The organism is Patiriisocius hiemis (assembly GCF_031846325.1).
GTDB lineage: Bacteria > Bacteroidota > Bacteroidia > Flavobacteriales > Flavobacteriaceae > Patiriisocius_A > Patiriisocius_A hiemis.
This window is the reverse complement of record NZ_JAVRHZ010000004.1, coordinates 1-21146: the sequence shown is the minus strand read 5'-3', so window position 1 is coordinate 21146 and position 21146 is coordinate 1. Positions and strand designations below refer to the sequence as shown.

Genomic DNA, 21146 nt, shown 5'->3' with positions numbered 1-21146 from the left:
TCAAACTGACAAAAGTCATCTTTTAAGCAAATGCACCTTAATAATTTTACACCGTAATTCAAATAGGTATGAGTATCATCTATATGCTTCTTGCAATAAGTTTGGTTGTGGCCGTGGGCTTCTTTATCGCCTTTGTGGTTTCTGTAAAGAAAGGACAATATGATGATGTGTACACCCCATCGGTTCGAATGCTTTTTGATGATGAACTCGTTACCGAAAAGAAGACTAAGAAACAAAGAAAAAACCAATCAACAGAAAATCAAGAACAACACGTATAAATTATGGAATTAGAAAAGTTTTATTACGATAATAAAATCGTTCGCAAGTTTGTAATTGCAACACTATTCTGGGGTATCATAGGGATGAGTGTGGGACTTTTACTCGCATTTATGTTTTTGTTCCCCAACTTGACCGACGGTATTTCCTGGTTAAGTTTCGGTCGATTGCGACCATTGCATACAAATGCGGTAATCTTTGCCTTTGTAGGGAATGCGATATTTGCAGGAGTCTATTATTCTTCTCAGCGACTTCTTAAGGCTAGGATGTGGAAGGACTGGTTGAGCAACTTTAATTTTTGGGGTTGGCAGCTCATTATTGTTGGAGCAGCGATTACACTTCCTCTAGGATATACTACCACCAAAGAATATGCAGAATTGGAATGGCCGTTTGATATTGCCATTGCTTTGGTTTGGGTAGCTTTTGGTGCTAACCTTATTGGTACGATATTGAAGAGAAGACAGCGTCATTTATACGTAGCTATATGGTTTTATATTGCCACATTTGTTACTGTAGCAGTATTGCATATCTTTAATAGTATGGAGCTGCCTATCAGCGCTCTTAAAAGTTATTCTGCTTATGCAGGAGTTCAGGATGCATTGGTACAATGGTGGTACGGGCATAATGCTGTGGCATTTTTCTTAACAACACCATTCTTGGGGCTAATGTATTACTTTGTGCCAAAAGCGGCCAACAGACCCGTCTATTCTTATCGATTGTCCATCATCCATTTCTGGTCATTGATTTTTATCTATATATGGGCGGGACCGCACCACTTGCTGTACACAGCACTACCTGGCTGGGCGCAAAGTCTTGGAGTTGCATTTTCCGTAATGCTAATTGCTCCTTCTTGGGGTGGAATGATAAACGGATTATTGACACTTCGCGGAGCTTGGGATAAAGTAAGAACAGACCCAGTTTTAAAATTCATGGTAGTAGCAATTACTGGCTATGGAATGGCAACCTTTGAAGGGCCAATGCTTTCGCTTAAAAACGTAAATGCTATCGCTCACTTTACTGACTGGATAATTGCACATGTTCACGTAGGTGCATTGGCTTGGAACGGATTCTTAACCTTCGGTATGGTGTACTGGCTGGTGCCAAAATTGTTTAAGACAAAGCTATGGTCAAACAAACTGGCAAATGTACACTTCTGGATAGGTACACTCGGTATTATTATGTACGCTTTGCCTATGTACGTTGCTGGATTTGTACAAGCCTTTATGTGGAAACAATTCAATCCAGATGGAACCTTGGTATACGGTAACTTCTTAGAGACCGTTAGCGAAATCATCCCAATGTATTGGATGCGAGCTATTGGTGGAACTCTCTACATTATAGGTGCTTGTATAGGGGTATACAATGCTTATAAAACAGCTCGCTCTGGAAGTAAGGTAACCGATGAACTTGCAGAAGCTGCACCACTCACACGAGTGACTAAAAAGAGAACTGTTAAAGAGGGCTGGCACACTTGGCTGGAGCGTCGTCCCGTAAGACTTACTATATATGCGACCGTTGCTATTTTGATAGGCGGAATGGTCCAAATCATACCTTCATTAATTGTAGATGATTATGTACCAGTAATATCTAGTGTCAAACCATATACACCTTTGGAACTGGAAGGTCGGGATATTTACATTCGTGAAGGTTGTGTGAGTTGTCACTCACAAATGGTTCGGCCTTTCCGTAGTGAGGTAGAACGTTATGGAGAATATTCAAAAGCAGGGGAATATGTGTACGACCACCCTTTCTTATGGGGTAGTAAACGCACTGGTCCTGACTTGCATAGAGTAGGACAAAAATATAGTGATAACTGGCATCTAAACCACTTTTACGATCCGCAGAGCACATCTTCAGGTTCTATTATGCCATCCTATAAATGGCTCATCAATAACAAGTTAGACAAGTCACAGACCAGAGATAAAATGGAAGCAATGGTAACCCTTGGTGTTCCCTACACAATGGAGGAGATAGAACGATCACAACAATGGATGGATGAGCAAGGAACACAAATAGAGAAAAATCTTTATTCAGACCCAGACTTTGCTAAAACCTACGAAGCAGACAAGAAATATGCACAAGAGAATGGAGAGGATTTTGTTGAAATGCGCAATCGTGAGGTCGTGGCACTTATCGCCTACTTACAAAGACTTGGTACCGATATCAAGGTACAACCCCAGGATGATAACGAAAATGAAATAAATCTTAATGAATAAGCTATGTTAAAATTTGTAAAAGGCACTCTTGAAAACATTGATGGGGTAGAAATCTATCCTATCATTTCCCTACTCATCTTCTTCATTTTTTTTGTGGCGCTGTTCTGGTGGGTTTTTACTGCCAAAAAAACACATATCAAGGAAGTGAGCAATATACCGCTAGAACATGAAAACACTAACCAATACCCTTTTGAACTATGAGAAGTAAAGCATCTTTTTTAAGAATTATCAGTTTTAGTTTTTTTAGCTATTTTTTTCTTGACTATGTGGGTACAACCGGAGAAGAATCCATATTTATCGAGCAGCCTTGGCTCTGGGCAGTTTTAGGAATCATAATGCTGTTTTACATTGCCGGAGAAATAAGCATAGGAGCGCTCGAGGGTATGCTTTACCGAACCTTAAAACCAGAAGCAAAAACAAAATATGACGAAGAACGTGCTTTTGCAAAAGCAAATCAGCTTAAATGGGTCAAGAAAACCTACAAAAAACTCGTGGGTGGAAAACCCATTGAGCAGGAAGGGGAAATCATTATGGACCATAACTACGATGGTATCCATGAGTTAGACAACAAACTACCACCATGGTGGGTATATGGGTTTTATGCTACCATTGTTTTTGCCGTAATTTATCTTGTACGCTTTGAGGTATTTAAGGATTACTCACAGGAAGATGAATACAAAGCAGCTGTGGCACAAGCACAAATTGATATTGAAGAATATAAGAAAACAGCCAAAGATTTGGTCGATGTAAATACCGTACAACTACTTACTGAAGTAAGCGACCTAAATTCAGGGAAGAGTATTTTTGAAGGAAACTGCGCTGCTTGTCATAAGGTAACGGGTGCGGGTGGTATAGGTCCCAACCTGACCGATGACCACTGGATTTTAGGTGGTGGTATCAAGAATGTATTTAAGACCATTTCTGAGGGTGGACGCCCTGGAAAGGGTATGATCTCTTGGAGAGCTGAACTAAAACCATCTGAAATGGCACAAGTAGCCAGTTATGTACTAAGCCTACATGGAAGCAATCCACCAGATGGAAAACCACCCGAAGGCGAAATATGGCTAGACCCAGATGCACCTGTTGAAGAAGTTGAAGTAAACGTAATCGATAGTACTAAAATACAGGTTATTATAGAAGACCAACCAGTAACTGGTAATGTGGTAGAAGAACTTAATAACTAATTGAAAATAAGAATCTGTCCTGAGAGTTTTCGGGATAAAATTGTTGAGAGATGATAACAGAAGTAGCTGAAAATTTAAAAATAAGCGACCAGCCTGTAATCAAAAAAATTCATGATGAGAACGGAACAAAGATTATGGCTATCGGTTTAGCACGTGGCGTAGAACTAGAAGAGCATGTTGCACTCTGTAAAGCAAAAATACTTGTAGTACAAGGAGAAATAGATTTTAATACAGAAACCGAAAGCAGACGCTATGCCTGCTATGAAAGTTACGATATTCCAATCAACGTAAAACACAGCGTAGTAGCTTGGAACGATGCCATATTTCTCTTGTTTTTAAATGAAAATAAATGAATGATATTAGGAATAGAGAAGATATAGAACTTTTGGTCAATAGCTTTTACGATAAGGTAAGAGTAGATAATACTATTGGTTACATATTCAACAATGTTGCTGCTGTAGATTGGATAATACATTTACCAAAAATGTATAGTTTTTGGGAAACTGTTCTTCTCGATAAAAGAAGTTTCAAGGGTAACCCCATGGTAGCCCATATTCAATTGAGTAGAAAGACTGAAATGAATCAAACACATTTTGACAAATGGCTTAAGTTGTGGAATGCTACTATCGACGAACATTTTAAAGGGAATATAGCAAAAGAAGCACAACAGCGTGGTAAAAATATCGCTGGGTTAATGCTTCATAAAATTAAGAATTACAAAAACTAATGGCAGAACAGGGCAGAGATAATTTTAGAGATACCATAGGCACTCTCAATGAAGAAGGAAAGCGCGCGTGGGTTTATCCCAAAAAGCCATATGGCAAGTGGTATACCTACCGTAAGTATGTGAGCTATGTCCTACTAGCCTTTTTGTTTAGTGCACCATTTATTAAAATCAAAGGCAATCAGTTCTTGATGTTCAATGTTTTGGAGCGACGTTTTAACATATTTGGTGCACCCTTTTGGCCACAGGATTTTCATTTGTTTGTAATAATGATGATTATTGGAGTGGTTTTCGTCATTTTTTTTACAGTAGCATTTGGTCGAATTTTTTGTGGGTGGATGTGCCCACAGACCATTTTTTTGGAAATGGTTTTTCGCCGTATCGAGTACTTGATAGAGGGTGACCGTGGAAAACAAATCAGACTTGATAAAATGCCGTGGAATGCAGAGAAGATTAAAAAACGTACATTAAAATGGACGATTTTTTTCATTATTTCGTTTTTAATTGCAAATGTATTTTTAGCATATCTAATTGGTAGTGACCAGTTGATTCGCTACATCACAAATGGCCCATCAAAGCACATAAGTACTTTGATATCGCTGCTCATCTTTACAGGGGTATTCTACTTTATATTTGCGTGGTTCAGGGAGCAGGTATGCATCATCGCCTGCCCTTATGGACGATTGCAAGGTGTATTACTGGATAACAAATCTATTGTGGTGGCATACGACCATAAACGTGGCGAGAAGGAAAAGGGTCGTGCCCGTTTTAAAAAAAGCGAGGACCGTGCCGCAACGGGCAAGGGAGATTGTATTGACTGCTTTCAATGTGTCCATGTCTGCCCTACTGGAATTGACATACGCAATGGCACGCAATTAGAATGTGTAAACTGTACTGCCTGTATCGATGCCTGTGATAGTATGATGGAAGCAGTAAATCTGCCTAAGGGCTTGATACGTTATACTAGTGAAGAGAATATCGAGAAGAAAAGGAAATTTGAGTTTTCTCCACGTCTTAAGGGCTACTCTGTCGTCTTGAGTATATTAATAGCAGTTTTGATAGGAATGTTGTTTTTACGTAATGATGTAGAAGCACGCGTACTACGATTACCCGGACAATTATATGAACGTAAGGCAGACAACATCATAAGCAATGTGTACACCTATAAACTGGTGAACAAAACAGTAGATGAAATCGAGGATGTAACCTTCAGATTAAAATCGCATAAGGGAACCATCAAGGTCGTATCACACGACACCTTCAGCGTGCCAGAAAAAGGACTTGCCGAAGGAACACTATTCATAGAAATCAATGCTAGTGCACTTACTGGAGATAAAGACAGAGTTACAATTGAAGTACTAAGTGGTAGCGATGTGATTGAGACTACAACCACGGCATTTCTTGGACCGAGAAGCTATAAATGAAAAGTATGAAAAAAGATAATAAATACTGTTGCGGAGATTGCAAAAAAGGGAAATCCGGAAAAAACCACACGTGCCAAGCCAGGATTATGATTGAAAAGCTCAAAGAACAGCAGGAAGCAACTAAAAACAGTATACTATGAAGTTTAATTGGGGAACCGGCATCGTGATTGGGATGGCTCTATTTATAGGGTTTATCTTGTATCTGGTGTTCCGAATGACAACAGAAGATGCTTTTGACCACGATATGGTAACTGAGGATTATTATGCCAAAGAAATGGTATACCAGCTCGAGATAGATGCCGAGACAAACACTCAAAACTTGGCCGAAAAAATACAGAGCCACAAGGTTGATGGCGGCTGGGAATTAGTATTTCCGTCTGAGTTGGAGCCAAAAAAAATTGACGGAAAATTGTTCCTGTACAGACCGTCCAATGAAAAGCTAGATAAGGAGCTACCAATAGCCCTTACTAATTCACATTTGCTTATACCTGATGAATATTTGTTGGGCGGTCGTTGGAACATTACGTTAGAATGGGAATATGAAGGTAAGCCGTTTATGTACAAAGAAGAAATTGTGTATTAACACTTAACCATTTACCAAAAACAAAAAATAAATCTTTGATATGATTTGGTCTGCAATATTATTTGGTCTCTTAGGAAGTCTACACTGCGTAGGTATGTGCGGGCCTATCGCCTTTTTGCTACCGTTGGATCGTAAGAGCCCTATCAAACGGTTATTTCAGCTGGTAAGCTACCATGCTGGACGTCTTGTAACCTATGCACTATTGGGTGCGGTTGTGGGACTGGCTGGTATGAGTCTGAACCTTTTCGGGTTTCAGCAACAGTTGAGCATCATTATAGGCATCCTGATGATTGTGGTGGTCTTAGTTCCGGTAAAGATGTTTAACCGCTATAATTTTTCGAGACCAATTTATATGGCTGTTGGCAAAGTGAAAAGCGCTTTGGGAGCCGAGCTTAAAAAGAAAGATACAGGTACCTTTTTTACTATAGGATTTTTGAATGGCTTGTTACCATGCGGACTAGTTTATATGGCAATTTTTGGAGCTTTATCAAGTGGTGGCGCTGGGCATGGTGCAATGTATATGGCATTGTTTGGAATGGGTACCGTACCGTTGATGACCACGGCGGTATATATGGGAAATTTTTTAAAGGCGGGCATTCGCCAAAAGGTTATAAATGTTATTCCGGTTTTTGTCATCATTATTGGTATGCTATTCATATTACGAGGTATGGGGTTGGGCATCAAATTTATTTCGCCACCAGAAACCGTGGCTATTGAAAAAGTAACATCAAAACACAGTTGTCATTAATTAAAAAACAATATAAATATGAAAGCACTTTTTTTACCACTTGTGGACTGGGGAATGGGCACTATCATCATCGGTGTTTTTGCGCTGGTTTGCGTGATACTTACCGCTATTGTAATAGGAATGATGAATAGCGGGAAGAAGAATGGATCTAAAAATTCCAACAAAACTGAAGAAGATGAGCTTACGCAAAAAAAATAATCATTATACAATCACCAGTATTGATTTTATTTGGGATTACAATTTCATCATTTAACTGCAATCATGTTTTGGTTACAAATGAGTTAATTACATTTTATCGAATAGATAATGAGGTAAGAAAGCATTCAAGAATTAAAAAAGGGAAACACTATCTGGTGTTTCCCTTTCAAAACCATCGATTGTATTCGTTTAGATTGTCATCGAGAATAATTTGGTCTGCGGTTTCTTACGCTGTAATCTAAGATCAAAAGGCATACATACATTTCTTACATAGGCCTTGCCCTTTTCTGTTACAAGAAGTTTCTGAGATTTAATGACAATCAAATCATCACCCTCGAGTTCTTTGAGCTGTGCCAGAACGTAGGATAGTTCTGGGAAAAACTGGTTTTTGTTTTCCCAAGAGGTCTCAAAATTGCACATTAAGTTCAGAATGTGTTTACGAATAACGAGGTCTTCTTCATTTAATATATGACCACGCATTACGGGTAAGGTATCGTTGCGCAATAGTTCGTAGTATTCTTTCAAAGTCTTTACATTTTGGGCAAAGCCATACCAACTGTCACTAATGGCTGAGAGGCCTAGGCCAATCATGACATCAGTTTTGGAAGATGTATAGCCCATAAAATTACGGTGGATGTTTCCTGCCTGTTGAGCCTTGTAAAGCGCATCTGATTTTAACGCAAAATGGTCCATTCCAATTTCTACATAGCCTGCCTTTAGTAACATTTTTTTTCCTATTTCATACTGCAATCGCTTCTGTTCAGGTGATGGTAAATGTTCTTCACTATATCCACGCTGACCATTTCCTTTTATCCAAGGTACGTGTGCATAGCTGTAAAAGGCGATGCGATCTGGCATCAATTTTATAGTCTTTTTGACGGTATTAATTACGTCCTCTTGAGTCTGAAATGGAAGCCCAAATATAATATCGTGGCCTACTGAAGTGAATCCAGTTGAACGTGCTTCCAAAGTAGCACATTCTACATTTTCAAAAGGCTGAATACGGTTTATGGCCTTCTGCACCGTCTCGTTATAATCCTGTACGCCGTAACAAACTCTGGTGAATCCATTTCGGTTGAACATCTTAAGGTGTTCCCGCGTGGTATTGTTGGGATGGCCTTCAAAACTAAATTCAACTTCTTCGGCCATATCGGCAATTTCAAAAATTCCAATTAGCAGGTCTTCCAGATTTTCAGCAGAAAAGAACGTGGGTGTTCCACCACCCAAATGAAGTTGCTGTATCAAGGGTCGATGGCCTATGATTCCGGTATACATTCTCAATTCCTTCAGCAATGCTTGGATATATGGTTTCTCTACCAAATGATTCTTTGTTATTCTTTTTGTACATCCACAAAACGTACACATGTTCTCACAGAATGGCAGATGGATGTATAGGCTGATACTCGGTCGCTTTCCGCTTATGGTTAAACCTCCCTTATCATTAGGTAGGCTTAGTCCCTTTTTTAAACTCTCTTTCCAGCTCGAAACTGAAAAGCTATCCCCTTCCCAGTATGGGACTGTGGGATAGCTTGTGTATCGTGGACCCGGGACATTATATTTAGAAACTAAATAAGCGTCACTCTTCATATAAAAAGGCTTGTTAGGATGATTAGACCATTTATAATTATGCTTGCAGTCAAAAGTCTATAGATTAATATTGGTTTTTGTACTGTGAGAATTGCCGCATTGTGCATTGAGCAGATAGCTACACATAGCATCACAAGTGCCATGTTTAAAAATCCATTACCGAATTTTAATATTTGATAAATTGCTATAGAACCAAGACACGTAGAGAGTATTATTCCCAATACTGAATAGCCCATTACATTTTCCGTGAAATCTTTCTCTAATTTTGCAAAAGTTGTCATATCTGTTGTTTTAATATTACTGGACAAAATTAAAGTTGATGCGAAAAGAATTTTATGACTTTTGTCAGTTATACTTTTAGCTAATCATTAATCTAATAGCTATTGGAAAAATTAGATTATATCTCTTACATTTTTGTATGAAAATTGAAGTAATTTGATGTGGAATAAGTAGCATCATCAAACATATTTTTTAAAAATTTTAAACTGAAAAAAAATATAAATAAACCAGATCAATTCGAAGTTATTGAATTATGGCTTACCTACTTATCACGTAATTTAACTTCGCATTTTTTATCTTAATTACGACTTTATTTTTCTAAAATGAAGAAAAAAAAGCTCTTTAAGCATTTTACTTAAAGAGCTTTTAAAGTTAGTGACCACGGCAGGATTCAAACCTGCAACCTCTTGAGCCGTAATCAAGTGCGCTATTCAGTTGCGCCACGTGGCCAATTAGGGGTGCAAATATAAAAAATACTAATTAGTTACCACCTAATTTATAATAAAAAATGCCATCTAATAGATGGCATTTAAGATTTACTAAGTTATATGTTATATTAATTAATAAAGTGCTCTTAATGCAGTAATGTCATTATTATTAAACTCTCCATCTGCGCTAGCACTAAAACAAGCTAACATAATAGAGGTAGGGTCGTATCCTGTTGGTGTACCATTTATATGGTTTGCTCCAACTCCAGCACTACCCTCGTTCACATTTTGTCCACAACTTTGACGACTAAACCAATCTGTATGTCTAAAACCAACAGAGTGACCTATCTCATGAGTGATAACATGCTCATTTACGTTAGTACTATATCCACTTAAACCATAAATTTGTACAAATTTATATGGCAAACCACCACTTGGAAATCCAGCACTACCACCAGCACCATTAGGGTTATTTACAGTATTATTATATACTACCATGTCTTTACTCTGGTAGTCTGTACCAAACGTAAGCGAAAAACTAATAGACACTCCACTTAGACGATTATAATTATTAACAGCCCATTGTAGTGCTGTACGCTCCTTATTTGAGAGTGCTTGACTTCCGCCAGTATATCCAATGATAGAAATATTTCTTCCTTGACTAACTAAGTTATTTGTACTGTATTGGCGATTACCATTATTCACAGCTTCCATGTGCAATGCATGCATGTCGCTAAGCTGTTTTTCGGTAATTACAATATCTTCTTCGATAAATAGTCGTTCTTCAGTAGTACCATCTGGGAAGTGAAAGAGATCGTATTTAACAAGGTCCTTATTCATATTAAGCTCCTCAACCATATCGAGGATTCTTTGTGGGACTTCTTTTGTTAAATTAACTTCTTCTTGTGTTTCAGCTTCATCTTTAGAACAAGATGTAGCAAATAGACCAAGGCATAAAATGCCTATGAGTCCATACTTTAATTTTCTCATAGTTAATGAATTAGTGATTAGTAAAATATTAAGTTTGTTAGGTTAACCTATTGTAAATTTACTAAAAATTATTACCAAATCATTAATAAAGTGTTAAAATAAATGTATTTATGTTAATATAAAAGGTGTTTTACTGATTATAATTCAATATAAACCAAAAAACCGTTTAAACTATTTCAGCGCTTAACCCTGCTTCCAAAAGTTTTGAGCATCTGGGTTTTAGGTCGTCAAAAGACCCTGTTTTTACAGTACATTTTCCTTTATAATGAACTATAATTGAACATTGATGTGCTTGCTCCTCTGTATGATCGCATGCATAGATAAGTGTGTTTATAACATGATCAAATGTATTAACGTCATCATTATACAGTACGATTTGATTTTCTTGATCTTCTTTCTCTAAGACTAGTACGTCTTCTTGTTTTTTTTCTTTGGTACTCATGTTGTAAAACTTGGTAATCTAATATACAAATTTTGCAGCAACCCAATTATTGCTTTCTTTATTTGAAACGAAAGTAAGCCCGAGCGTATTACAATGGTTTTTTATAATTGATAAATCTTCAAGATAAAAACCGCTTAGGTATACTTCTCCTTTTTCTTTTAAAGACTTTACATATTGATTCATATCGTTTAGCAATATGTTTCTATTTATGTTCGCAATAATAGTATGGTATTTAGGCTTATTAGGCAATGCACCTTTATCACCAAGGATTACATTAACATCTTCACAGCCGTTTCGATTACAATTTTCAATTGAGTTTTCTACACACCAATCGTCTATATCTATTGCATCAACTTGAGTTGCTCCTTTCATTTTAGCTAGAATTGCGAGCACAGCTGTCCCACAACCCATATCAAGAACACTTTTTTTTGAATACTTATTTTCTAAAATATATTGCAACATCATAAATGTAGTTTCATGATGGCCTGTCCCAAAAGACATTTTTGGTTCAATTACAATTTCAAAATCAACATTAAAAGTTTTGTGAAATGGTGCTCTAACAACACAAGAGCCATCTACTTCAATAGGAGTAAAGTTTTTTTCCCACTCTTGATTCCAGTTAACTTGTTCTATTTCTTTTTTACTAAAAGAAATTTCAAACTCATTAGATTTAAGAATGTAAATATCTTCTAAAACTGTTTCAGTCCAATCTGTTTTCTGAATGTATGCAGCTATTCCCTTTTCATTTTCAACAAAACTTTCAAAGCCAACGCTTCCTAATTCAGCAATGAGAATTTCAGTTCCAGGGTGAAGTGGGTTTATTATAAAAGTATATTCTATATAGTTTGTCATTTTTTAAAACGAATTCACTATTGCCATAAAATCTTCTGCTTTTAGTGCAGCACCACCAATAAGTCCTCCATCTACATCAGGTTTTTCAAAAATTTCCTTTGCATTTGCTGGTTTAACACTACCCCCATATAGAATTGTAACCCTATTAGCAATTTCATTAGAATAGGCATTTGCAATAGTTTCTCTAATAAAGGCATGCATTTCTTGAGCTTGGTCCGGACTTGCTGTTTCTCCTGTACCAATAGCCCAAACGGGCTCGTAAGCAAGAATAATTTTATCCCAATTAGCTTGTTCTATATGAAACAACCCATTCTCTAACTGAGAAGCTACCACTTTAAAATGAGATTTACTTTTCCTATCTTCAAGCTCTTCTCCAAAACAAAAAATAACATTCATGTTATTCTTTAGAGCGGCATTTACTTTTTCGGCCAATAATTGATTAGTCTCCCCAAAATAGACACGACGTTCACTATGACCTAAAATTACTGTTGAAACTCCAACACTTTTTAACATTCCAGCTGAAACCTCTCCAGTAAAGGCACCATTTGGTGATTGATGCATATTTTGAGCAATAACCTTTATTGGATGTTCTTTTAATGAATTAAATGCCGAAAACAGATTAGTAAACGCAGGTGCGACCATTACAGAGACAGATTCTGGAATTACTTGCATTTTTAATTTATTTAATAAATTTTCTGTTTCAGAAATATTATTGTTCATTTTCCAGTTTCCAGCTACAATTTTTCTTCTCATAATATAATCCCTAAACAAGGTTTTTTTAAATTAATTTTAATTTGGTTTAATGCTAATCTAAGTTTACTGTGTTCTAATTTTTGGATCTAGCCAAGCATAAATTACATCAACCAAAATATTTATAAGTATAAATAAAGAGGCAATTACTATTACTGCTCCCATTATAATAGGCAAATCTAATGTATTTAAAGCATCTACTATTTCTTTCCCTAATCCATTCCATCCAAAAATGTACTCCACAAATACAGCCCCAGCAAGCATTGAAGCAAACCAACCCGAAATGGCTGTAACTACAGGATTTAATGAATTTTTAAGTGCATGCTTCTTTATAATTCTAAAAAAAGATAAGCCTTTGGCTTTAGCGGTTCTTATATAATCTTGACTTAATACTTCTAGTAAAGAGTTGCGCATTAACTGGCTTACTACCGCAAGGGGACGTATCCCTAAAACAATGGCTGGGAGAATTAGGTTTTTCCATTGTATATAGCTCCCTTCTCCAAAATCATCTACTTCATACAAGCTGCCAGTCATATTTAAGCCTGTGTACTCTTTTAAAACAAAACCAAATATCCAAGCAAAAATAATAGCACTAAAAAAGGAAGGCACACTCATTCCAAAAGTACTTATCAATTGTATAAGTTTATCTATCCAAGCATCCTTAAACAGGACTGAAACTACCCCCAATAAAACTCCTAACAACATAGCAATGCAAATTGCAGATACAGCTAGAACAAATGTATTGGGCAATGTTTCTCCAATAACACTAGTTACTTTTTTTCCGTTTTTTTGAAACGATTCTCGTAGGTAAGGAGCTTTTAAAGCAATTTTTGTTGAACCAATTTCAAATAATGAAACTCCTCTATACTTATTTTCTGAAAGAAATGTATAGTCCTCTTTGTTAGTACTATGAAATGAAAGTGGAGATAAGTCATTAATATACTGTAAATATTGAATACCGATAGGTTTGTCAAAACCATATTTCTTTTTTACAATAGCAATCTGCTCAGCATTTTCATTTTGCCCTAGCATCATACGCGCAGGGTCTCCAGGAAGAATGGTAAATAACAGAAATATTACAGTTACAACACCAAGAAGAGTAAGCAAGGCATATCCTATTTTTGCTAGTATATACTTTGCCATATGCTACTGTAGTTTTAAATCTTCAGCATCATTCCAATGCAGTTTTTGCAGTATAGTTCCTTTTGAAAGTTCTAAAATTCCAGGGTTACTTCTAACAATAGTTTTTAATGTTGTCTCATCACAGAAATAAAATTCGAAATCAAGATTTTCTGCTCCAACAATTGTGCTTGTAACTTCTGATGAAGAGGCAGAAAGCCCAATTACTTTGTATCCTTTTGCAATCGCAGCATCTGTAGCGTTCTTAATATTTGAATACCCCTCTCTTTCGGTATTACCCATACTATAAGCAATAACAACTATTAATTTATCTTCATTAAGAAACTCTGTTGTATAGTCTTCTCCTTCTTTCTCCATACTAAAATCATGTATAGGTGGTTCGTAACCTTTTTGAATTTCGGTGGTTTCAACACCAATAAATTCTCCTTCAACACTCGGGTAATCTCCATTGGTAGTTACTACTTTTTCTTCTCCATTTACATTAAACTTCCAGTTGTATTCAAAAATAGGTTTTGGCGCTCCTTCAGGAACTTCCATTCCTTCAGTAATATTTGCTCCAATTTTGTAAGGCCTAAAATCTACATATGGAAGATGTTGTAAAACTTGATAAGTCACAAACAGACAGAATATAAAACTCACAAAAACAGCAATGCTTCTTATTCTTTTTGTAAAGAAAGGCTGTATATAATGTTTTCCGAAAAATAGAACTAAAATTAAAATAAGCAACACGATATCTTTCCAAAAAGATTCCCAAGGTGTTAGTTTGAGAGCATCTCCAAAACAACCACAATCTGTAACTTTATTGAAATAAGCTGAGTAAAATGTTAGGAATGTAAAAAATATAATCATCCCTAGAAGACTCCATAAAGTGAATTTTTTGGCATATCCTAAAATGAGCATCACTCCTAGTAGCACTTCATAAATAACCACAAAAATTGCAATAATTAAGGCGTAAGGAGCTAAGAACTCAAGATTAAGTACGTCTGGCGCAAAATAATCTTTTAACTTAAATGAGAAACCAACTGGGTCGTTTAGCTTTATAAGTCCACTTATAATAAAAAATATACCAACAAAAATTCTACTTACTCCTACTAATACCTTCATAATTAATGTTATTCGTTTAAATGAATAAGTGCAAAGACTGCATAATTAATCATATCTTGATAATTAGCATCAATACCTTCACTCACTATTGTTTTTCCTTTATTATCTTCTATTTGTTTTACACGTAATAACTTCTGTAAAATTAAATCTGTTAACGAAGACACTCTCATATCACGCCATGCTTCACCATAATCATGGTTTTTATCCTGCATAAGTTGTTTGGTGACAGCAACTTTTTCATTATACAACTTTAACGATTGATCTGCATTAAGATCAGGTTGCTCAACTACTCCTCTATCTAGTTGTATTAGTGCCATAATACTGTAATTAATAATACCAATAAATTCTGACACTTCTCCTTCGTCTACTTTTCTTTCTTTATTTTCTTGTAGTCCTCGAATACGTTGCGCTTTAATAAAAATTTGGTCTGTTAACGAAGGAAGTCTAAGTATTCTCCATGCGCTACCATAGTCTTTTGTCTTGTTAATAAACAACGTTCTACAAGTTTCAATTACGCTATCGTATTGTTGAGATGTATTTGCCATTAGGATGTGCTGGATTTTGTGTAAATTTCGCTTAAATTAATCAAATTAAAAAATTGCAAACACTTAATTGTAAAGGTACGCTCGTAGCACTTTTTAAACCAAAGGTAATGGGGATTATTAATGTAACCCCAGACTCCTTTTATGATGGGGGAAAGACTAATACTTTAGATACTGTTTTATCTCAAGCAGAAAAAATGCTTACCGATGGAGCTACTTTTTTAGATATTGGTGGATATAGTAGTAGACCGGGCGCAGTTGATATTTCAGTTTCTGAAGAAATTAAAAGGATACTACCAGCTATAGAAGCAATTAACAACAAATTTCCTGAAGCTTTACTTTCTGTTGATACTTTCCGAAGTGAAGTTGCTATAAAAGCTGTTGAAGCTGGAGCAACTTTAGTAAATGATATTTCTGGTGGAAGTTTAGACACAAAAATGTATGAGGCTGTTGCAAGGCTACAAGTTCCGTATATTTTAATGCACATGAAAGGAGAACCACAAACAATGCAATCACTCGCTAACTATAACAATATTATAAAAGAGGTTACATATTATTTTTCTGAAAAAATTAATAATGCTAGAAAAGCTGGGATAAATGATATTGTTGCAGATTTAGGATTTGGATTTGCCAAAAACATTGAACAAAATTTTAAATTACTTAATAATCTTGAACATTTTAAAATTCTTAATATTCCTATGTTAGTGGGAGTTTCTAGAAAGTCCATGATATATAAGTCATTAAAAATCACTCCAGACCAAGCCCTAAACGGTACAACTGCGTTGCATATGTTTGCACTTGAAAAAGGAGCAAAAATCCTTAGAGCACACGATGTAAAAGAAGCAATGGAGTGTATTACACTTTACAATAACTTAAAAAAATAACCTATTTTTACATAAAACCACCCTCTTGGAAATTTTCGATTTTACAACCCTTAGAATTATAGATATTGTAGACATTATTCTTGTCGCAGCTCTTTTATATTATCTATATAGGCTAGTTAAGGGTACTGTTGCTATCAATATTTTTATAGGAATTGTAATAGTATATGGAATTTGGCGATTAACCGAATTGTTACAAATGCAAATGCTTAGTAAAATATTAGGTGGTTTTCTAGGGGTAGGTATGTTTGCCTTAATTGTTGTTTTCCAACAGGAAATTAGAAGGTTTTTATTAATGTTAGGTTCCACAAACTTTGGTGCTAGACGACGATTTTTCAAAAAGTTTAAGGCTTTTACTCTTAACAAAAGCCAAGATAGCTCTACCAACATAAAAGCCATTGTTGAAGCTTGTAAAAAACTAAGCGCAAGTAAGACAGGAGCAATTATTGTAATTGAGCGCAATAATAGTCTTGATTTTGTGAAACATACAGGAGACACTATGCAAATTGAGGTAAACCAACCTATTATAGAAAGTATTTTTTATAAAAACAGTCCACTACATGATGGCGCTATGATTATAGAAGATAATTTTATAACAGCAACAAGAGTTATTTTACCAGTTTCTAACGATAAAAGCATTCCGTTGCGATTTGGATTACGCCATAGGGCTGCCTTTGGTGTTACTGAAAAAACAGATGCTGTATCTATTGTAGTTTCTGAAGAAAATGGACAAATATCTTATTTAAAAGAAGGTGATTTTGTGTTGTTTGATGATATAGATGAATTACAATTACTATTACAAAAAGACCTGATGTAATATGGAAGAAAAAAAAACTCCTGAAGAAAATGTAGCTCCTGTAAATAAAGAAGTTTCTACATCTGAAAGTTTACCATCAACACATCAAAAAATAGCTTCTCATTGTGCAAATTGCCATACACCATTAGATTCATCTGCAAAGTTTTGTTTTGACTGCGGCGCAAAAGTGATAGATCAAAGATTAACACTCAAGCATATTGCAAATGAGACAACAGCTTCATTTTTAAACATTGACACTAACAAACCCGTAAAAACTTTTATTCATCTTTTTACAAAACCAGAAGAAGTTATTGGGGGTTATATTAATGGAGTAAGAAAAAGGTATATAAATGCGTTTGGGTATTTTACTATAGCCATTACACTTACTGGGCTATTTTTCTTTCTCTTTAATGATGCATATATAGAAGCAATTGAAATAGTTACAACCCAACAAAGTCAAGATGAATTTCAGAAAGAAATTGGAAAAACAATAAACCAAAAGGTATTTGAATACCAAACAGTCATTTTCTTTATTTTCATTCCTCTATTTGCATTCTTTTCAAGGTTAGTATTCCTTAAAAACAAAAAATACAATTATGCAGAGCACCTTATTATTAATTTATATGCACAATCGCATACATCTATAGTATCAATACTAATATACTTTTGTACAGTTTGGTTTACCGACGTCTTTCATACAATGTTAATGCTTGTTCTACCAATACAAATTTTGTACTTCTGTTATGTTTTAAAGAAACTCTATAAACTAAGTTGGATTAAAACAATCTTAAAATTGCTTCTTTTCATAGCTATACTAATTCCCTTATTTTTAGTATTAAGTATTATAGCAGGAATCGTAATGGTGTTAACTGGTGTTATTTCTCCAGAAGATGCAATTGAGGCCCAAAAAGCAAAACAAGGAATAAGTTATATCGCCTCTTCTGTCATAAATTGGACTTCGTAGAGATTTCGGTAATAGCCATTTTCTTTTTGTAAAAGTTCTTGGTGATTTCCAACTTCTACAATTTTACCAGCATCCATCACTAAAATTTTATCGGCTTTTTTAATAGTTGCCAACCTATGCGCAATAACAATTGAAGTCCTTCCTTTGGTAATTTTTTCAGTAGCTGTTTGTATTAATTCTTCAGAATAACTATCAACCGAAGAGGTCGCTTCATCTAAAACTAATATACTGGGTTTACTTACATATGCTCTTAAAAATGCAATTAACTGACGCTGTCCAGAAGAAAGCATAGAGCCTCTTTCTTTTACATTATATTGATAACCTCCAGGTAGTGTTTTAATAAATTTGTGTACTCCTATTTGCTTCGCAGCCATAATTACATCTTCTTCTGTAATTGATGCATCGTTAAGCGTAATATTATTAAAAATAGTATCTGCAAATAAAAACACATCTTGTAAAACAACTGCAATATTATCTCTAAGTGAACTTAGAGTATATTCTTTTATTGGAGTGCCATCTACCGAAATTGAACCACTATTAATCTCATAAAAGCGACTTAGCAAGTTAATAATAGTAGACTTACCAGCACCTGTAGCTCCAACAATAGCAATAATTTCCCCAGGTTTTACCGTAAAAGATATCCCTTTTATTACAGTTTCCTCTTCATTATATCCAAACACTACATTATTAAACTCCAAAGCTCCTCTTGCATTTTCTAGGTTTTTCTCTCCAGTATCTACAATATGAGATTTGGTATCCAAAATTGCAAAAACCCTATTAGCCGCTACCATACCCATTTGTAGGGTATTAAACTTATCGGCTATTTGACGAAGAGGTCTAAAAAACATTTGAGAATATTGAATAAAGGCAGTAATAATTCCTAAAGTTATCACTCCGCCTTCAGCTGCATTTAAACCACCATACCATACTATTAGTCCAATTGCGATAGAAGATGACATCTCTGCAATAGGAAAAAAAATGGAATTGTACCAAACTGTTTTAACCCAAGCCTTCTTATGTTTCTCGTTAATCTCTTTAAACTCTTTATAGTCCTTTTCTTCGCGCGTAAAAATCTGAACGATTTTCATTCCTGTTATTCTTTCTTGAACATAAGAGTTAAGGTTAGCCACTTGATTTCTCACTTCTTCAAAAGCAGTTTTCATTGCTCTCTGGAACAATCTAGTTGCATATAATATAAATGGAAGGATAGCAAAAACTATTAAAGCGAGTTTCCAGCTTGTATAAAGCATGATTCCTGCTATGGCAACCATTTTAAGCAAGTCGCTAATAATCATAAATAGACCTTGACTAAAAATAGATGATATAGTTTCTATATCATTTACCGCTCTTGTCGTAAGTCGGCCAACAGCACTTTTATCAAAATACTGCATTTTAAAACGCATCATCAAATTAAAAAGTTTGATGCGTAAATCCTTAACAACATTTTGCCCCAACCAATTGGCATAAAAAATAAATCCAAATTGAAAAATAACTTCTAGAACTAAGACTCCAAGCATTAAAGAAATAATAGTGACTAACTTTTTTGAGTCTCTTGGGAATATAGCTTCGTCAATTCCAATTTGCAATAGCTTAGGACTTAACACAGCTAAACCAGACATAATTATTGCAGAAACAGCTACAAAATAAAAAACAGCCTTGTAGTTGTTTGTAAAAGCTAATAGCCTTTTAAACAATTTAAAATCGAATGCCTTTCCAGAATTTGCCATACAGTCTAAATCTATAGTATATTTTTGGGATACAAAACCTTTGTTAAATATAAACCATGTGCCGGAGCAGATGCTCCAGCCTTAGTTCTATCTTTACTCTCTATTAATGAAGGAATATCTTCGACAGCAACTTTACCATATCCAACATCTAGTAAAGTACCAACAATAGCTCTTACCATATTTCTAAGAAATCTATCTGCTGAAATCTTAAACTTTAAAAAATCTCCTTTCTGCTCCCAAACTGCTTCCTTAACATTACAATAGTACGTTTTTACATCTGTATGACTTTTAGAAAAGCATTGAAAATCTTTATTCCCTAATAACATTAATGCCGCTTTATTCATTAAATCTACATCTGGTATTAAATGAAGCTCATGCATCAAGCCTTCTAAAAAAGGGTTCTTCTGTAACGAAATATCGTATTCATAGCCACGTTCAGTGGCATCAAATCTAGCATGTGCATCTTTTGGAACACTATGAAGTTTATACACAGAGATATCTTTCGGTAAAAAAGAATTAAGTTTAAAAATAGTTTTAGGAGTTAAATCAACTTCACCTTCAAAATCAAAGTGTGCATACATTTGTTTTGCATGAACCCCAGCATCTGTTCTCCCTGCACCTACTATTTTTATTTGATCCCTAAAAAAAGTTGATAATTTTATTTCTAAAACTTCTTGTACACTAATAACATCTGGTTGTATTTGCCAACCATAATAGTTTTTTCCGTTATAAGATAGCTCAACAAAATATCGCAAGGAAACTAGTACTTTTATAACTACAAAGGTACGCAAAGTATGCTACCAAATAAACAACCTTGACTGTAATGAAAAAAATTCTTCTTCTAAGTGATACGCATAGTTACATAGACAGCAAAATTATTGAGTACGCAAACAAAGTAGATGAAGTATGGCATGCAGGAGATATTGGTGATCTAAAAGTTACAGATGCTATTAGCGAAGTAGCAAAGATTAGAGCAGTATACGGTAATATTGACAACTTAAAAATAAGACAGGAATTCCCTCTTAATAATAGGTTTATTATTGAAGAGCTTGATGTTTGGATTACTCATATTGGCGGTTATCCAAACAGATACTCAAAAGCTATTAGAGAAGAAATAAAAACTAACCCTCCTAATCTATTTATCTCTGGTCATTCTCATATACTAAAGGTGATGAGAGATACTAAATTAGATTTACTACACATGAATCCTGGTGCCATAGGAATACATGGTTTTCACAAAGTAAGAACTATGCTTCGCTTTGAAATAGATAGTAAACAAATAAAAAGTCTAGAAGTAATAGAATTTCCTAG

General features: G+C 35.1%; 24 protein-coding genes and 1 tRNA gene. 14 read left to right on the top strand and 11 right to left on the bottom strand.

Going from position 1 to position 21146, the window contains the following annotated elements; genetic code table 11:
• The first annotated feature begins 68 nt into the window (after positions 1-68).
• The 10 genes from ccoS (at position 69) to RM538_RS07890 (ending at position 7353) form a co-directional block, all read left to right on the top strand.
• Complete coding sequence (ccoS, locus tag RM538_RS07935) at positions 69-278, top strand: cbb3-type cytochrome oxidase assembly protein CcoS (RefSeq protein WP_311332884.1); 210 nt, start codon at positions 69-71, stop codon at positions 276-278.
• Between the two features lie 3 nt (positions 279-281).
• The gene (gene ccoN / locus RM538_RS07930) at positions 282-2492 is read left to right on the top strand and encodes a cytochrome-c oxidase, cbb3-type subunit I (protein ID WP_311332883.1); all 2211 of its coding nucleotides are present in this window, start codon (positions 282-284) and stop codon (positions 2490-2492) included.
• Positions 2493-2495: 3 nt separating this feature from the next.
• On the top strand, positions 2496-2693 hold the full coding sequence (locus RM538_RS07925; RefSeq protein ID WP_311332882.1) for a CcoQ/FixQ family Cbb3-type cytochrome c oxidase assembly chaperone: 198 nt from the start codon (positions 2496-2498) through the stop codon (positions 2691-2693).
• The gene (locus RM538_RS07920; protein ID WP_311332881.1) at positions 2690-3676 is read left to right on the top strand and encodes a cbb3-type cytochrome c oxidase N-terminal domain-containing protein; all 987 of its coding nucleotides are present in this window, start codon (positions 2690-2692) and stop codon (positions 3674-3676) included. The genes RM538_RS07925 and RM538_RS07920 overlap by 4 nt, the downstream gene beginning before the upstream one ends.
• 50 nt (positions 3677-3726) lie before the next feature.
• Complete coding sequence (locus RM538_RS07915; RefSeq protein WP_311332880.1) at positions 3727-4029, top strand: cupin domain-containing protein; 303 nt, start codon at positions 3727-3729, stop codon at positions 4027-4029.
• On the top strand, positions 4026-4403 hold the full coding sequence (locus RM538_RS07910; RefSeq protein WP_311332879.1) for a group III truncated hemoglobin: 378 nt from the start codon (positions 4026-4028) through the stop codon (positions 4401-4403). The genes RM538_RS07915 and RM538_RS07910 overlap by 4 nt, the downstream gene beginning before the upstream one ends.
• Positions 4403-5824 carry a cytochrome c oxidase accessory protein CcoG gene (gene ccoG / locus RM538_RS07905; protein WP_311332878.1) on the top strand — a complete coding sequence of 474 codons (1422 nt, stop codon included), beginning with the start codon at positions 4403-4405 and terminating at the stop codon, positions 5822-5824. The genes RM538_RS07910 and ccoG overlap by 1 nt, the downstream gene beginning before the upstream one ends.
• A gap of 136 nt (positions 5825-5960) precedes the next feature.
• The gene (locus RM538_RS07900; protein ID WP_311332877.1) at positions 5961-6407 is read left to right on the top strand and encodes a FixH family protein; all 447 of its coding nucleotides are present in this window, start codon (positions 5961-5963) and stop codon (positions 6405-6407) included.
• A gap of 40 nt (positions 6408-6447) precedes the next feature.
• On the top strand, positions 6448-7155 hold the full coding sequence (locus tag RM538_RS07895; protein WP_311332876.1) for a sulfite exporter TauE/SafE family protein: 708 nt from the start codon (positions 6448-6450) through the stop codon (positions 7153-7155).
• A gap of 18 nt (positions 7156-7173) precedes the next feature.
• Positions 7174-7353 (top strand): hypothetical protein, encoded by a 180-nt coding sequence (locus RM538_RS07890; protein WP_311332875.1) that lies wholly within the window; start codon positions 7174-7176, stop codon positions 7351-7353.
• Positions 7354-7542: 189 nt separating this feature from the next.
• Here the strand turns inward: RM538_RS07890 and hemN are convergent, their stop codons facing one another.
• From hemN to RM538_RS07845, 9 genes are all read right to left on the bottom strand, one after another.
• A complete protein-coding gene (gene hemN, locus RM538_RS07885; protein ID WP_311332874.1) occupies positions 7543-8940 on the bottom strand; it encodes an oxygen-independent coproporphyrinogen III oxidase in 1398 nt (465 codons plus the stop codon).
• Between the two features lie 655 nt (positions 8941-9595).
• A tRNA-Arg gene (locus RM538_RS07880) sits at positions 9596-9669 on the bottom strand.
• Between the two features lie 110 nt (positions 9670-9779).
• The gene (locus RM538_RS07875; protein ID WP_311332873.1) at positions 9780-10637 is read right to left on the bottom strand and encodes a zinc-dependent metalloprotease; all 858 of its coding nucleotides are present in this window, start codon (positions 10635-10637) and stop codon (positions 9780-9782) included.
• A gap of 166 nt (positions 10638-10803) precedes the next feature.
• Positions 10804-11079 (bottom strand): ATP-dependent Clp protease adaptor ClpS, encoded by a 276-nt coding sequence (locus tag RM538_RS07870; RefSeq protein WP_311332872.1) that lies wholly within the window; start codon positions 11077-11079, stop codon positions 10804-10806.
• An 18-nt stretch (positions 11080-11097) separates the two neighbouring features.
• Entirely contained in the window at positions 11098-11931 is an 834-nt protein-coding gene (prmA, locus tag RM538_RS07865) for a 50S ribosomal protein L11 methyltransferase (protein WP_311332871.1), read from the bottom strand.
• Between the two features lie 3 nt (positions 11932-11934).
• A complete protein-coding gene (gene tpiA / locus RM538_RS07860; protein WP_311332870.1) occupies positions 11935-12684 on the bottom strand; it encodes a triose-phosphate isomerase in 750 nt (249 codons plus the stop codon).
• A 63-nt stretch (positions 12685-12747) separates the two neighbouring features.
• Positions 12748-13824, bottom strand: a complete 1077-nt coding sequence (locus RM538_RS07855; protein WP_311332869.1) for an ABC transporter permease — start codon at positions 13822-13824, stop codon at positions 12748-12750.
• A gap of 3 nt (positions 13825-13827) precedes the next feature.
• The gene (locus RM538_RS07850; RefSeq protein WP_311332868.1) at positions 13828-14925 is read right to left on the bottom strand and encodes a BT_3928 family protein; all 1098 of its coding nucleotides are present in this window, start codon (positions 14923-14925) and stop codon (positions 13828-13830) included.
• A gap of 8 nt (positions 14926-14933) precedes the next feature.
• On the bottom strand, positions 14934-15470 hold the full coding sequence (locus tag RM538_RS07845) for a DUF1599 domain-containing protein (RefSeq protein WP_311332867.1): 537 nt from the start codon (positions 15468-15470) through the stop codon (positions 14934-14936).
• A 107-nt stretch (positions 15471-15577) separates the two neighbouring features.
• Between RM538_RS07845 and folP the strand changes: the two genes are divergently transcribed.
• Genes folP through RM538_RS07830 form a run of 3 tightly spaced genes read left to right on the top strand, consistent with a single transcriptional unit; the run spans position 15578 to position 18108 of the window.
• Complete coding sequence (gene folP, locus RM538_RS07840; protein WP_311332866.1) at positions 15578-16351, top strand: dihydropteroate synthase; 774 nt, start codon at positions 15578-15580, stop codon at positions 16349-16351.
• Positions 16352-16376: 25 nt separating this feature from the next.
• A complete protein-coding gene (locus tag RM538_RS07835; RefSeq protein WP_311332865.1) occupies positions 16377-17165 on the top strand; it encodes a diadenylate cyclase in 789 nt (262 codons plus the stop codon).
• 1 nt (position 17166) lies between these two features.
• Positions 17167-18108, top strand: coding sequence for a DUF3667 domain-containing protein (locus tag RM538_RS07830; protein ID WP_311332864.1), 942 nt, complete (start codon positions 17167-17169; stop codon positions 18106-18108).
• On the opposite strand, the gene RM538_RS07825 is transcribed toward RM538_RS07830, so the two are convergent.
• Both RM538_RS07825 and truA read right to left on the bottom strand, forming a co-directional pair.
• The gene (locus tag RM538_RS07825) at positions 18072-19835 is read right to left on the bottom strand and encodes an ABC transporter ATP-binding protein (protein ID WP_311332863.1); all 1764 of its coding nucleotides are present in this window, start codon (positions 19833-19835) and stop codon (positions 18072-18074) included. The genes RM538_RS07830 and RM538_RS07825 overlap by 37 nt on opposite strands.
• An 11-nt stretch (positions 19836-19846) precedes the next feature.
• Positions 19847-20590: a tRNA pseudouridine(38-40) synthase TruA gene (truA, locus tag RM538_RS07820; RefSeq protein WP_311333070.1), complete on the bottom strand. Its 744-nt coding sequence runs from the start codon at positions 20588-20590 to the stop codon at positions 19847-19849.
• Between the two features lie 68 nt (positions 20591-20658).
• Here truA and RM538_RS07815 point away from each other — a divergent pair.
• Positions 20659-21146, top strand: a 488-nt coding sequence (locus RM538_RS07815) for a metallophosphoesterase family protein (RefSeq protein ID WP_311332862.1), incomplete at its 3' end; no start/stop codon positions are given.